The sequence below is a fragment of the Enterobacter sp. Cy-643 genome (assembly GCF_011752815.1).
GTDB lineage: Bacteria > Pseudomonadota > Gammaproteobacteria > Enterobacterales > Enterobacteriaceae > Cedecea.
On sequence record NZ_VWWV01000007.1, the window covers coordinates 127675 to 141713 of the forward strand.

Below are 14039 nucleotides of genomic sequence, written 5' to 3' on the forward strand. Positions count from 1 at the left end.
GAATCGGTTGTCCAAAAAAAGGCCGTTCTACCCTAAGCGATGCGGCGTCAGGATTCCACTTCTCTTAGGTTAACGGTTATAGTGGCTACATTACCCTACGGAATCACAAGATAACGGGAGAAGTTCATGACTTGGGAATATGCGCTTATTGGGTTAGTAGTGGGCCTTATCATCGGTGCCGTAGCCATGCGTTTCGGCAACCGCAAGCTGCGCCAGCAGCAAGCTCTGCAGTATGAGCTGGAAAAAAACAAAGCGGAGCTTGAAGAGTACCGCGAAGAGTTAGTCAGCCATTTTGCCCGCAGCGCCGAGCTGCTGGATAACATGGCGCACGATTATCGCCAGCTTTATCAGCACATGGCTAAAAGCTCCAGCAGCCTGCTGCCGGAAATGACAGCGGAAGCCAATCCGTTCCGTAACCGTCTTGCCGAGTCTGAAGCCGGGAACGATCAGGCGCCAGTACAGATGCCGCGTGATTATTCAGACGGTGCTTCGGGCCTGCTTCGCGCCGGTGCGAAACGCGATTAATCCCTGTTTTAGCTTTTCCGGGGCACAGTTCAGGTGCCCCATCCTTTCCCGACCCAGCTATCATTTAATTGTCTTGTGCTTTCTTATTACGCCATTGTGAGTCGATTGATATTTCAATAACATCAATTGCGTGAGTGGGCATTCCTTTTTCCAGGTGACGAGAGCCAGCATCCAATGAAGAAACAAACACGGCTGTTGAGTGCATTAGCGTTAAGCGTCGGTCTGACGCTGGGCGTATCCCCTCTGGCAAGCGCGTCACTGCCTTCCCAGGTTCCAGGCCAGCCAGCTTTGCCAAGCCTCGCGCCGATGCTGGAAAAAGTTTTACCGGCGGTCGTCAGCGTTCAGGTTGAAGGCACTGCCTCAGCTTCCAGCCAGAAAGTGCCGGAAGAGTTCAAGAAATTTTACGGGGATGACGCCCCCTCCGACACGCCGCAGCAGTTTGAAGGCTTAGGCTCCGGCGTCATCATCAACGCCGCGAAAGGCTATGTCCTGACCAACAACCATGTGATCAATCAGGCGCAAAAAATCAGCGTGCAGCTGAATGACGGACGTGAATTTGATGCCAAACTGATTGGCGGGGACGATCAGAGCGACATCGCGCTACTTCAGCTGCAAAACGCGACCGGGCTAACCGAAATCAAAGTGGCCGACTCTGACAAGCTCAAAGTAGGTGATTTTGCGGTTGCGGTGGGTAACCCATTTGGCCTCGGCCAAACGGCGACTTCCGGCATCGTTTCCGCACTGGGCCGCAGCGGCCTTAACCTTGAAGGCCTGGAAAACTTTATTCAAACAGATGCTTCAATCAACCGCGGTAACTCCGGCGGCGCGCTGCTCAACCTCAACGGTGAACTGATTGGCATTAATACCGCGATTCTTGCACCTGCAGGCGGCAGCGTAGGGATTGGTTTTGCTATCCCGAGCAATATGGCCCAAACCCTCGCCAAACAGCTGATGGAATTTGGTGAAATCAAACGTGGCCTGCTGGGAATCAAAGGCATGGAGATGAACGCTGACATCGCCAAAGCGTTTAATCTTTCCACCCAGCGTGGCGCCTTTGTGAGTGAAGTCCTGCCTCAGTCAGGGTCGGCAAAAGCGGGGATTAAAGCCGGGGATATCATCACCAGCCTGAACGGTAACCCGCTGAGCAGTTTCGCCGAGCTTAGAGCAAAAATCGCCACAACCGAGCCAGGTACCGTGGTGAAGCTGGGCTTGCTGCGCGACGGCAAACCACTGGAAGTAAGCGTAACTCTGGACAAGAGCACCGCCTCTTCCGCTAGCGCGGAAATGATCCTGCCGGCGCTGCAAGGGGCCACGTTAAGCGATGGGCAACTGAAGGACGGCGGGAAGGGTATTCGTCTGGATAACGTGGATAAAGGCACGCCTGCGGCTCAGGTTGGTCTGCACAAAGACGATATTATCGTCGGCATTAACCGTGAGCGGATCCATACCATTGCTGAAATGCGCAAAGTGCTGGAAACCAAGCCCGCGGTGATTGCGCTGCATGTGGTCCGCGGGGAGCAGAGCCTCTATCTGCTGTTGCGTTAACCGGGGCAGAGAAACGGACATCGTCTGTACGATGTCCGTTCAACTCATGCTATTCTGCGGTCGTTCTCTCACTCATTAAATCAAACTCATGTTTCTAAAGATCTTACGCTCGGTAGTCATTGGGCTGATTGTTGCGGGGCTGCTGCTGCTCACGATGCCGTCGCTACGCAACGTTGTTGGCCCACTTGCACCTGCGCAATATGACAGCACAGACGAAACGCCGATGAGCTTTAATCCGGCGGTGCGCCGCGCTGCCCCGGCTGTGGTGAACGTGTACAACCGCAGCGTAGGCAATAACGGCCAAAACCAGCTTCAAATCAAAACGCTCGGCTCCGGCGTCATCATGGACGGGCGCGGCTACATCGTCACCAACAAACACGTTATCAACGATGCTGAACAGATCATCGTCGCGCTACAGGACGGGCGAGTGTTTGAAGCATTGCTTATTGGCTCCGATAGCCTGACTGACCTGGCGGTGCTGAAAATCAACGCCACTAACCTGCCGATCATTCCTATTAACGGCAAGCGCCAGCCGCACATTGGCGACGTGGTCATGGCCATCGGTAACCCCTACAACCTGGGTCAAACGGTCACCCAGGGCATTATCAGCGCGACCGGACGCATTGGCCTGAGCCCTTCGGGTCGGCAGTCATTTCTGCAAACTGACGCCTCGATTAACCGCGGTAACTCCGGCGGGGCGCTGGTGAATTCGCTCGGGGAACTGATGGGCATTAACACCCTGTCGTTTGACAAGAGCAATGATGGCGAAACGCCGGAAGGGATTGGTTTTGCGATACCGACCCAACTGGCGACCAAGATAATGGATAAGCTGATTCGCGATGGCCGGGTTATTCGTGGCTACATCGGCATTGGCGGCAGAGAGATCACCCCGCTGCATGGCCCATCCACCGGTATCGATCAGCTGCAAGGCATCATCGTTAATGCTGTATCACCGGACGGGCCGGCAGCCCAGGCCGGCATTCAGGTTAACGACGTGATTATCTCGGTCAACCACAAACCGGCCATCTCGGCGCTGGAAACCATGGACCAGGTGGCGGAAATTCGCCCGGGCTCGGTGATTCCGGTCGAAGTCATGCGTGAAGACAAGAAACTCACGCTGCAGGTCACCGTTCAGGAATATCCTGCCGGAAGCTAAAAGGCAGACATAAAAAAACCGGAACCTGAGTTCCGGTTTTTTTTATCCAGGCGTCGATTACTTAACGAATTCTTCGCCCAGCTGAATATCTTTCTTCAGGGTATCCAGCATGCCTTCCATCGCGTTTTTCTCAAACGCGCTCAGGGTGCCGATAGCTTTACGCTCAACGATACCGTTTTTACCCAGCAGCAGCGGCTGAGAGAAGAAACGTGCGTGCTCGCCGTCACCTTCAACGTAAGCGCATTCCACAACATTGCTTTCGCCCTGTAGAGCACGAACCAGAGACAGACCAAAACGAGCCGCGGCCTGGCCCATAGACAGCGTTGCGGACCCGCCACCGGCTTTCGCTTCAACCACTTCAGTACCCGCGTTCTGGATACGTTTGGTCAGGTCAGCCACTTCCTGCTCGGTGAAGCTCACGCCAGGGATCTGGGACAGCAGCGGCAGAATGGTCACGCCAGAGTGGCCGCCAATGACCGGCACTTCGATATCCGTTGGCTGCTTGCCTTTCAGCTCGGCAACAAAGGTATTGGAGCGGATGATATCCAGTGTAGTAACGCCGAACAGTTTGTTCTTATCGTATACACCCGCTTTTTTCAGTACTTCTGCGGCAATCGCCACGGTGGTGTTCACCGGGTTGGTAATAATACCGATGCAGGCTTTAGGGGCGGTTTTCGCCACTTGCTCGATCAGATTTTTCACGATGCCCGCGTTCACGTTGAACAGGTCGGAACGATCCATGCCTGGTTTACGTGCTACGCCTGCGGAGATCAACACCACATCTGCACCGACCAGCGCAGGGGTGGCATCTTCGCCGGAGAAACCTTTGATTTTCACGTCAGTCGGGATATGACTCAGATCCACCGCAACCCCAGGGGTTACTGGTGCAATGTCATACAGAGAGAGTTCTGAGCCTGAAGGCAGTTGGGTCTTAAGTAGAAGGGCAAGCGCCTGGCCGATACCGCCAGCTGCGCCGAGGACTGCAACTTTCATCCTAAACTCCTTATTATGGTTAGCAAAATCGTGCCGTAACTCCATGCGGTGGCGACCATAATCCAGAGAGGAGATAATTACAATCTTCCCGCCGCCAGATTGCGATATAAAGCAATCACCGACCGCGTTGCTGCTGCATTTACTCGCCGGGAGGAACGACGCCTTAGCGCCCGGTCACGACCTGATGTGGTTACATCAACGGCGGTTACATTACCCCTCCACGCACACCAAAACAACATCATTTTGATAACATTTAATTTACTTTGAAGCTTATTTGCGAGTCGTGACACAGGCATGTTCGCCGATAACGAAATTTGATAAAATCGCCCGCTTTCATAACATTATTTCAGGCTGATCTCCGCCGGATGATTCTCCCACGCTATTCAGGCCGTCACAAAATCAGGCACCTGAAGGAAGATGAACAATTTGCATAAAAATTCATTTAAATGCATAATAATGTTATCTCTTTTACCCAGGATAGGTTATTTATGCGTAACTCCTCAAAACAAGAAGAATTAGTAAAGGCTTTCAAAGCATTACTTAAAGAAGAGAAATTCAGCTCACAGGGCGAGATAGTTCAGGCGTTACAAAACGACGGCTTCGAAAACATCAACCAATCCAAAGTCTCCCGCATGCTGACCAAATTCGGCGCGGTAAGAACGCGTAATGCAAAGATGGAAATGGTCTACTGCCTGCCTGCGGAGCTGGGCGTCCCGACGACTTCCAGCCCGTTAAAAAACCTGGTTCTGGATATCGACTACAACGACGCGGTCGTAGTGATTCATACCAGCCCTGGTGCCGCACAGCTCATTGCCCGCCTGCTGGATTCACTGGGGAAAGCGGAAGGTATTCTGGGCACCATTGCCGGGGACGACACCATTTTCACCACGCCGGCCAACAACTTCACGGTGAAAGAGCTGTACGAAGCCATTCTGGTGCTGTTCGAACAAGAGCTGTAATCACTCCCCCACTTCTTAGCCCGCCGTCATGATACGGCGGGTCCCACATTCGGTAATCTTCCGTAAAAAAACCTCAATCCAGCGTATGGAATTGCTTCAATAGCATTCCACAGGGCATTGTTCTGCGCGTTACCGCACAAATAGTTAAATTCACCCATATCTATGATTTTACTTATATTTAACAAAAATGCCGTGATAAAAACGTCTTTTTAATAACGATAAGGAATAAAAAATCATTTCGTTAATTTAAAGTTGCATAGGCAACAATTAGCAGGGTATTAATTTTTCCCGTAACTAGTGTATACTTAATTTCGTGATGAGGGTCACAGAACGATGACCCAACCAAAAGAATACGACGAGGAAAAAACCATGAACATGAAAGCTACTTTAGTTACCGCCAGCCTGCTCTCCGCTCTGTCATTCGGCGTTTTCGCCGCTGACTCTATCGACGCTCAGCAAGCGCAGAATCGCCAGTCACTGGGTACCGTTTCCGTTGATGACATCGGCAGTTCTCCGATGGATATGCACGAAATGCTGAACCAGAAAGCGGAACAAAACGGTGCTTCCGCTTATCGCGTGATCGAAGCCCGCACCGGTGGACACTGGCATGCAACGGCAGAACTGTACAAATAAACGTTCTTAGCCATAAGCCAGTTGAATAGAGTTGAGTAAAAACGTTAAGCCTCGGCGGCCCTAAGTAGAAAAATCGCGATTAAGCCCTTCCGGCCGCCACGTTAAACCTTCAGGAGTAAAGACTATGAAAACCAAATTAACTATCGCCGCACTGAGCCTGCTGTCCGTTATCTCTTTAGGCGCTAACGCTGCCGCACACCAGATCAACAGCGAACAAGCTCAAGGCCTGCAATCCATGGGTTCCATTTCTGTCAGCCAGGTAGGCAGTGCGCCAATGGATATGCGTCAGGAATTGTCGCAGAAAGCCACAGAACAAGGTGCCTCTGCCTACCGCGTGATTGAAGCCCGCAGCGGCGATAACTGGCACGCGACCGCAGAGCTGTACAAATAAACCCTCGTCGTACTTGTCCTACGACTTTGCCCCCGCTCGCCGGGGGCTTTTTTATGGCCGCCGATCAAACGCTAGCCGTGAATGTTAAAGCGGAGCTGGCCTTCCAGCTCTTCTTCTGCCTCGTCAAAAAGCAGAATGAGCGCCCCGAACCTGCGCCGTTTACTCTCCGGCAAATGCGCAAACTCGATCTCCACGGGCAGCGGTAACATTGACGCCGTGACCACGTCCCACAGGCTATCCAGATCGTGAACCTGTTCTTTGCGCAGCGCGAGTTGCTCCGCAAACTGGCGATAGAAAGCCAGGTTGTCGTCGATGTGGTTAAAATCAAAAGTAAATTTTTTCATCGCTGCCGTCCTGACTCTTTTTAAGCAAGCGCTGAGCTAAAGCCCGCCGATATGTAGCGTTTTCACTTCCAGGAACTCGTCCAGCCCCAGCACGGAGCCTTCGCGCCCTAACCCCGATTCTTTCACGCCGCCGAAGGGCCCCAGTTCCGTAGAAACAGCACATTCATTGATCCCAACCATGCCACTTTCCAGAGCCTGAGAGACGCGGAAAACGCGCTGTAAATTCTGGGTATAGAAATAGGCCGCCAGCCCAAATGGCGTACTGTTGGCTCTTTCAATGACCTCTTCTTCCGTTTCAAAGCGGAAGCAGGCCGCAAGGGGGCCAAACGTCTCTTCCCTGGCCAGCTTCATATCATCGTTAGCGTTGATAATGACGGTGGGCTGCCAGAAATTGCCGCCCAACGCATGGGGCTTGCCGCCGACAAGCGCTTTACCGCCTTTCGCCAGCGCGTCATCAACATGCTCACGCACCTTATCGACCGCAGACGGCTCAATCAGCGGCCCGACAATCACGCCCTCTTCCAGGCCGTTGCCTACTTTCAGCTTCCCAACCTCTGCAGCAAGCTTATTCACAAAACTGTCGTACACATTTTGCTGGATGAAGAAACGGTTAACGCTGACGCAAACCTGGCCAGCATTACGGAATTTGTTAGCAATGGCACCTTTTACCGCCGCGTCAATATCCGCGTCATCAAACACGATATAAGGCGCATTGCCCCCCAGCTCCATCGACACTTTTTTCATCGTTTCTGCGGCATTACGCATCAGCGTTTTGCCCACCGCCGTTGAACCGGTGAAGGAGATTTTGCGCACCTGCTGGCTGGCCATAATGGCGTCGCTGATTTCCTGCGTTTTACCGGCCACGGCATTCAATACGCCGTCCGGCACGCCGGCCTGCTTCGCCAGTTCCAGCAAAGCAAAAGCGGAAAGCGGTGTGTTATTCGCGGGCTTTATCACTCCGGTACAGCCAGCGGCCAGAGCAGGCCCGAGCTTGCGGGTCAGCATCGCCATGGGGAAATTCCACGGCGTGATTGCCGCGACTACGCCGACGGGTTCACGCGTGGCCAGAATGCGAGAACCGGGCTTAACCGGAGGAATAATCTCCCCGTTGGCGCGTTTGGCCTGTTCAGCGAACCACTGAATGAAGCTCGCTGCATAGTCGACTTCACCTTCAGCCTCTTTGAGCGGTTTCCCTTGCTCCAGGGTCATTAACCGGGCGAGCCAGCTTTTGTTCGCCAGCATCAGTTCAAACCAGCGGTAGAGAATTTCAGACCGCTGTTTGGCGGTTTTCGCCCGCCAGGCGGGGAAAGCTTTGCTGGCGGCCTCAATCGCGGCTTCGGTTTCTTGTTTGCCGGCTCTTGCCACTCTGGCCACTATTTCTCCCGTAGCAGGATTCAGCACATCAAAAGTGTCTTCGAGCGAATGCCACTTGCCTGCGACCAGATAGCCGGTTTTAAAGAGCTCACTTTGCGGGAGTGTCTGATTCGTCATAATAGCTCCTGTTCGTAAGTGTTCATCCCATGGACCGCAGTTAAGTATAGATAGAAAAAAGCCGACGCAGGCGTCGGCTCAAAGTTGCTGACAAAGAGGGAAAAAACGTGGTTTTTCCCTCTTTATCATTATCAGCCGAAAATCAACGCATTGATTTTCCTTTTTGTTTAAACGTGCTATCTGATATTTCTTCTATCGCCAGGGGCTTGTTAACTGTCTAAAGCCGACGCAGGCGTCGGCTCTTCAGGCTAAGGTTGGGCTCAGGCGTTAATCAGCGTGTGCCGGTAGCGGTGTAAAATATCCGCCAGCCGTTTCACCGGCTCTGTTACCTGCCGCGGCGCTTCCCACAGGCGCAGCTTCTCTTGATAGATTTCAAGCTCGCCTAAAAGTCTTTCGTAATAGCGTTCTCGCTTATCATCACTGCTGGCAGAAATCACCTTATCCGCCGTTTTGCGCAGCTGCCGGTGGAAGGCGGAGAGGTCGTCATTAACAGGGATGGGCGCATCGCGCAGACGCTGATGCGCGATAATTAGCGTTAGCGCCAGACGATAGCGGTCTATGTCGCCCGGGAACATGTTCAGCAGTAAAAACAGCTGCTGATACAGCGCCGGAAGATGGTTCTCCTTCCGCCGGGCATTATTGGTCGTCAGCGCCGATACGGCGGCAGAAACAAACTGGTTCAGCAGCGTGCGGCCCGTACGCTCTTTCGAATTATCGCGGATCAGCAGGATCACCATCATGGCCAGGAAACAGCCAACGATCTGCCCCAGCGCGCTGTCGAGGAAGCTGCTGAAATGGAAAGTCATTGGGTTATCCAGCACGATAATATTTATCGTCCCGGCCAGCGCCCCCATGGAACCCAGCCGCCGCTTCTGTACCTCAATGCCCATAAAGAACCCCAGCAGAGCAAGGCTGATACACAGCAGCAGCATACTCTGCTGCGTGGACGGCAGCACCACAAGGAAGTAAAACGCCCCCAGCGGCAGCGCCACCAGCATGCCGTAAAGGAAGTCGAGCGAAACCATGCGCGGATTTGGCAGGCGCATCGCCAGCGCCGTCACTACCGCAATCATCACCATCGCGCCGCTGCCGGAAGTCCAGCCGGTCCACAGCCAGAACAGGCTTCCAAGCACGCAGGAAATCGTCGTGCGCCAGAAGTTAATCATCGCGTGATGGCCCTCGGCGGATTCCACCTTCACCACCGCTTCGCCGTTCAGCACTTCTTCTTCAATCGCGCTCACGCGGCTATTACAAATAAACCCGCGCTTCAGCAACAGGTAGCGGGTCGAGGCAGAAACCCAGGAGCCGACGGTAACCGGCGTGGCCTTTTCGCCCATCGCAGAGATCGCCCTGCGCAGCACTTTCATACGTTTATAAACGTCGTCGGCAGTTTCCACTTCGGCGGCAAAAAGCTGGCGGAATTCTGGCGTGACATATTCAGGCCGGGTATTTTGAATCAGGAAGGTTTCACAGGCCTGCGTGATCAGCGTCAGCGAAAGGGTGTTGATCGCTTTCAAACGTCGGTTGGCCTTCGCCCACCGAGCGGATTCCATATTCAGGTTGGCACGCATGCCGTTCAGCGCGGTGACTTTACGCACCAGACCGCTCCAGGCTTTATCCACCTCTTCTTTGTCGCCGTGGGCAATACAAAGCTGCATCAGGCGGTATTGATCCACCAGCAGGTTATCCAGCTCCCGGTCAATCTCCTGCTTGATTGAACGCGGAGAAAACAGCAGATCGGCGACGATGGCACACACAATCCCGATAACGATTTCGCTACAGCGTTCAACGGCAAACTGCGGCGTAGTCAGCGGAGCAACCTGAATAGTGACCACAATAATCAGCGCGGTGTAACCCGCCAGGCCCCAGGCGTAGGAGTTTTCGACGCGAACAAGCGACGAGATCCAGGTACAGAATCCGGCCCAGATACAGCACACCAGCAGCATCACGACCGGGGCACGGATCAGCGTGATAATGATGACCAGCGCGGCCGCACAACCGATAAATGTCCCGATAATGCGCAGCATTCCGCGGTAGCGTATGGCCCCGGAATAAGGCTCTCCACCGGCGGCAAAGGCGGGGCCAGCGGCCACAATCGCGGCGGTCAGCACCGCCCAGCGTGGCGTTTCCAGCTCAAAGTGAAAACCGACAAACACCGCAAGAACAATGGCGAAAGCGAGCTTTATCGCAAAGCGGACGTGCAGCCTGGAAATGTTATACATAGCGGCCTGCTTAACCGAACTCGCGCAGGCGATGCATCAGCTTGATAAACGCCGAGTCATTCTCCGCTTTACGATCTTTTTCACCGGTAACCACAACGGTCGCGGTAGTCCCGGCGGGATACAGATTACCCATCTGTTCATCAAGGCGAATTCTGACCGGCACGCGCTGAGCGAGGCGAACCCACTCAAGGTTGGAGTCGACCGTGGCCATGCCTTTTGAATCACTGGTACTGCTGGCGTTCGTCACCCCGGCAGAGATGCTGTCAACGCTGCCGCGCAGCACGCGGTTGCTACCGAGCGGCGTGATCTGTACGCGATAGCCCGGACGAATACCTTCCAGCTTGGTCTCTTCCATGTAGGCCAGAATGTAGAACGAATTCTGTTTCACCAGCGCTACGGACGTCGCGCCGCGGTTAACAAATTCCCCGGTATGCACGTTGAGGTTGGTTATCCAGCCGTCCGCTGGGGCACGAATGACCGTGCGCTGCAGGTCGAGTTTGGCCAGGTCGCGCGTCGCCTGAGCTTTATCCAGCTGATGTAACACGGTTTGCAGCAGGTTGTTCGACTGGTCTATCTCTTCACGCGACATCGCCTGAATACCAAGCGTGTTACGTCTTCCAGCTTCGCGGCGTTTCTCAGATGCCAGCGCCTGGTAATAGGCCACATCGGCTTCAGCCTGTTCGAGCGCTTTCTGGTAGCGAGGCTGGTCAATGGTGAACAGGACCTGGTCTTTTTTTACCAGCTGGTTGTCCTGAACGTTCACGCTGGTGATAAGCCCGGACACGTCCGGCGCAATGGCAACAACGTCAGCGGTAAAACGCGCGTCGCGCGTCCATGGAGACTCGGTATAAAACACCCACGCGCGGAAGATAGCGATGAAGGCCAGCAGCACCAGCAAAAGCGTGATAGCGGTACGGGTTATGTTTCTTGTTAGTATTTTCACATCAACCTCAAACGAACAAACGCGAAATCAGATAAAAAAGGCAGCAATAGAGCGCTGTATTGAATAATGCAGGGTGCCAGACAAAATCATAGATGCCGGTTGGGGTCAGCAACCGACGCGCCAGCCAGAACGCGGCAAGCGACAGAATTAATTCGAAGAATATCGGCGGAAAGGAAAGACCGAATATTACGATAACCGGAAATAGACTCATTTTGACCTTGATAAGATAATGCAGGCGATACATAACTCGACGGCAAACCGCGACGGAGAGGCCAGAAAAGGCGGGCGAGCGTGCGGTATGAGCTATGTTAATAATAATATATTAACGTAACTGTTACCCTGTTATCTATAATGTGTGATCTAAATCACTTTTCACTCAGAGTGAACAATGGAACGACTGAAACGTATGTCGGTGTTTGCCAAAGTCGTTGAACTTGGCTCCTACACCGCTGCCGCAAGGCAGCTACAAATGAGCGTCTCTTCCATCAGCCAGATCGTGTCCAAACTGGAAGATGAGCTTCAGGTTAAGCTGCTCAACCGCAGCACCCGCAGTATTGGCCTGACCGAAGCCGGCAAAATTTATTATCAGGGCTGCCGCAAAATGCTGCACGAAGCACAGGAAGTCCACGAACAGCTTTATGCCTTTAACAACACGCCTATCGGCACGCTGCGCATCGGTAGCTCTTCAACTATGGCACAGAATGTTCTTGCCGACATGACCGCCGAAATGCTCCGGGAACATCCTGGCCTGACGGTCAACCTGGTCACCGGCATACCGGCACCAGACCTGATTGCCGATGGGCTTGATTTGGTTATTCGCGTGGGCGCTTTACAGGATTCGAGCCTGTTTTCCCGCAGGCTGGGGTCGATGCCAATGGTGGTCTGTGCCGCCAAAAGCTATCTGCACATTCACGGTACGCCGGAAAAACCGGCTGATTTGGCTAACCATTCGTGGCTGGAATACAGCATCCGGCCGGATAACGAATTTGAGCTGATTGCGCCCGAAGGGATCTCGACCCGCCTGCTGCCGCAGGGCCGCTTTGTGACTAACGACCCCATGACGCTCAGCCGCTGGCTGAAAGCCGGGGCAGGTATTGGCTATGCGCCGCTGATGTGGGTGATCGACGAGATCAATAGCGGGCAGCTGGAGATCCTGTTCCCTCGCTATCAGTCCGACCCCCGCCCGGTGTACGCGCTGTATACCGAAAAAGACAAACTGCCGCTGAAGGTGCAGGTGTGCATTAACTATCTGACGAGCTATTTTGTGAAGGTTTCGGAGCTTTATCAGGGCGTGCAGGGCAGAAACGGGAAGGCAAAGCAAACGGGCCGGAACTAGTCCGGCCTTAACATAAACTCAGGCAGTGCCGCCCACGGTCAGGTTATCGACCTTCAGGGTTGGCTGGCCGACGCCAACCGGCAGGCTTTGGCCTTCTTTACCGCAGACGCCGACGCCGTTATCCAGCGCCAGATCGTTCCCGACCATCGAAATCTGCTGCATGGTTTCGATGCCGGAGCCAATCAGCGTGGCGCCTTTCACCGCCTTAGTCACCTTCCCTTTTTCAATCAGGTAAGCTTCTGAGGTGGAAAACACAAACTTGCCGGAGGTGATATCCACCTGACCGCCGCCGAAGTTTGGCGCAAAGATACCGTAATCTACGGACTCGATAATCTCCTGCGGCGTAGATTTCCCGGCCAGCATGTAGGTGTTGGTCATGCGCGGCATCGGCAAGTGGGCGTAAGACTCGCGGCGGCCGTTCCCGGTCGGCGCCACGCCCATCAGACGAGCATTGAGCTTGTCCTGCATATAACCTTTAAGAATGCCGTTTTCGATCAGCACGTTGTACTGACCCGGCACGCCTTCGTCATCAATAGAGACGGAACCACGGCGGTTAGCCATCGTGCCATCGTCCACTACGGTACAGAGTTCGGACGCCACCAGCTGCCCCATCTGGCCGCTGAAGACCGAAGTACCGCGACGGTTAAAGTCGCCTTCCAGACCGTGACCAACAGCTTCGTGCAGCAGCACGCCTGGCCAGCCTGCGCCTAATACAACAGGCAGCATGCCAGCAGGAGCCGCCACGGCGGACAAATTCACCATCGCCATACGCACGGCTTCTTTCGCCCAGGCATCAGCCCGCACTTCGCCGTTCACGCTTTCCAGGAAATACTCATAGCCAAAACGACCGCCGCCGCCGCTTGCACCACGCTCGCGCTTGCCGTCTTCCTCAACCTGAACGCTAACCGACAGGCGCACCAGCGGGCGGACATCCGCCGCCAGCGTACCGTCCGTGGCCGCAACCAGGATCAACTCATACACGCCGGTCAGGCTGGCGCTAACTTCCTGAACGCGCGTATCTGCAGCGCGTGCAACGCTGTCCACGCGTCTCAGGATGTCGAGTTTCTCTTCACGCGTCATACTGGTCAGCGGATCGACGCTGGTATAAAGCGCGCTGTGCGGAACGTTGCCCAGCGTACGGGCACGCCCGTCGCCCTGCTCGCGAACGATGCTGCGAGCCGCATGAGCGCTTTGCTCCAGCGCCTGCAAAGTAATTTGATCGGCATAGGCAAACCCGGTTTTCTCACCGCTAACCGCACGAACGCCAACGCCCTGATCGATATTCCATGAACCGTCTTTAATAATCCGGTCTTCCAGCACCCAGGATTCATGATAGCTGGACTGGAAATAGAGATCGCCGTAGTCGAGACGGCGCTCGGACAGCTGCCCTAGGATGGAAAACAGATCTTGATGGGTTAAGCCATTCGCAGACAGCAACTGCTCACTTACCAGGTTAAGACTCATCGTTTCGCTACTCTTATTGCTTATCGCCCGTTTGGCG

The 14039-nt window shown here is 54.2% G+C and carries 14 protein-coding genes; 7 read left to right on the plus strand and 7 right to left on the minus strand.

Annotated elements, in window-relative coordinates:
- Positions 1–126: 126 nt before the first annotated feature.
- The 3 genes from zapG to degS all read left to right on the plus strand — a co-directional run bounded on the left by zapG (position 127) and on the right by degS (position 3226).
- Positions 127–525: a Z-ring associated protein ZapG gene (gene zapG / locus F3J29_RS20280; protein ID WP_008454880.1), complete on the plus strand. Its 399-nt coding sequence runs from the start codon at positions 127–129 to the stop codon at positions 523–525.
- 174 nt (positions 526–699) lie between these two features.
- Positions 700–2070 carry a serine endoprotease DegQ gene (degQ, locus tag F3J29_RS20285; protein ID WP_166868818.1) on the plus strand — a complete coding sequence of 457 codons (1371 nt, stop codon included), beginning with the start codon at positions 700–702 and terminating at the stop codon, positions 2068–2070.
- An 88-nt stretch (positions 2071–2158) separates the two neighbouring features.
- Positions 2159–3226, plus strand: coding sequence for an outer membrane-stress sensor serine endopeptidase DegS (degS, locus tag F3J29_RS20290; RefSeq protein ID WP_166868820.1), 1068 nt, complete (start codon positions 2159–2161; stop codon positions 3224–3226).
- Between the two features lie 57 nt (positions 3227–3283).
- Here degS and mdh read toward each other — a convergent pair whose 3' ends face one another.
- Positions 3284–4219: a malate dehydrogenase gene (mdh, locus tag F3J29_RS20295; protein WP_039298218.1), complete on the minus strand. Its 936-nt coding sequence runs from the start codon at positions 4217–4219 to the stop codon at positions 3284–3286.
- 488 nt (positions 4220–4707) lie between these two features.
- Between mdh and argR the strand changes: the two genes are divergently transcribed.
- From argR to yhcN (F3J29_RS20310), 3 genes are all read left to right on the plus strand, one after another.
- Positions 4708–5178 carry a transcriptional regulator ArgR gene (gene argR / locus F3J29_RS20300; protein ID WP_008454885.1) on the plus strand — a complete coding sequence of 157 codons (471 nt, stop codon included), beginning with the start codon at positions 4708–4710 and terminating at the stop codon, positions 5176–5178.
- A 369-nt stretch (positions 5179–5547) separates the two neighbouring features.
- A complete protein-coding gene (gene yhcN, locus F3J29_RS20305; RefSeq protein WP_008454886.1) occupies positions 5548–5811 on the plus strand; it encodes a peroxide/acid stress response protein YhcN in 264 nt (87 codons plus the stop codon).
- Positions 5812–5935: 124 nt separating this feature from the next.
- Positions 5936–6202 carry a peroxide/acid stress response protein YhcN gene (yhcN, locus tag F3J29_RS20310; RefSeq protein WP_166868822.1) on the plus strand — a complete coding sequence of 89 codons (267 nt, stop codon included), beginning with the start codon at positions 5936–5938 and terminating at the stop codon, positions 6200–6202.
- A 71-nt stretch (positions 6203–6273) separates the two neighbouring features.
- On the opposite strand, the gene F3J29_RS20315 is transcribed toward yhcN (F3J29_RS20310), so the two are convergent.
- The 5 genes from F3J29_RS20315 to aaeX all read right to left on the minus strand — a co-directional run bounded on the left by F3J29_RS20315 (position 6274) and on the right by aaeX (position 11413).
- Positions 6274–6546 (minus strand): barstar family protein, encoded by a 273-nt coding sequence (locus F3J29_RS20315; protein WP_039288194.1) that lies wholly within the window; start codon positions 6544–6546, stop codon positions 6274–6276.
- Between the two features lie 36 nt (positions 6547–6582).
- Positions 6583–8037, minus strand: a complete 1455-nt coding sequence (locus F3J29_RS20320; protein ID WP_166868824.1) for an NAD-dependent succinate-semialdehyde dehydrogenase — start codon at positions 8035–8037, stop codon at positions 6583–6585.
- A 260-nt stretch (positions 8038–8297) separates the two neighbouring features.
- Positions 8298–10259: a p-hydroxybenzoic acid efflux pump subunit AaeB gene (gene aaeB / locus F3J29_RS20325; protein ID WP_166868826.1), complete on the minus strand. Its 1962-nt coding sequence runs from the start codon at positions 10257–10259 to the stop codon at positions 8298–8300.
- A 10-nt stretch (positions 10260–10269) separates the two neighbouring features.
- On the minus strand, positions 10270–11202 hold the full coding sequence (gene aaeA / locus F3J29_RS20330) for a p-hydroxybenzoic acid efflux pump subunit AaeA (RefSeq protein ID WP_166868828.1): 933 nt from the start codon (positions 11200–11202) through the stop codon (positions 10270–10272).
- A gap of 7 nt (positions 11203–11209) precedes the next feature.
- A complete protein-coding gene (gene aaeX, locus F3J29_RS20335) occupies positions 11210–11413 on the minus strand; it encodes a p-hydroxybenzoic acid efflux pump operon protein AaeX (RefSeq protein WP_008454892.1) in 204 nt (67 codons plus the stop codon).
- Between the two features lie 177 nt (positions 11414–11590).
- On the opposite strand from aaeX, the gene aaeR reads away from it, so the two are divergent.
- Complete coding sequence (gene aaeR / locus F3J29_RS20340) at positions 11591–12538, plus strand: HTH-type transcriptional activator AaeR (RefSeq protein ID WP_166868830.1); 948 nt, start codon at positions 11591–11593, stop codon at positions 12536–12538.
- Between the two features lie 18 nt (positions 12539–12556).
- Here the strand turns inward: aaeR and tldD are convergent, their stop codons facing one another.
- Entirely contained in the window at positions 12557–14002 is a 1446-nt protein-coding gene (gene tldD, locus F3J29_RS20345; protein WP_166868832.1) for a metalloprotease TldD, read from the minus strand.
- Between the last annotated feature and the right edge of the window lie 37 nt (positions 14003–14039).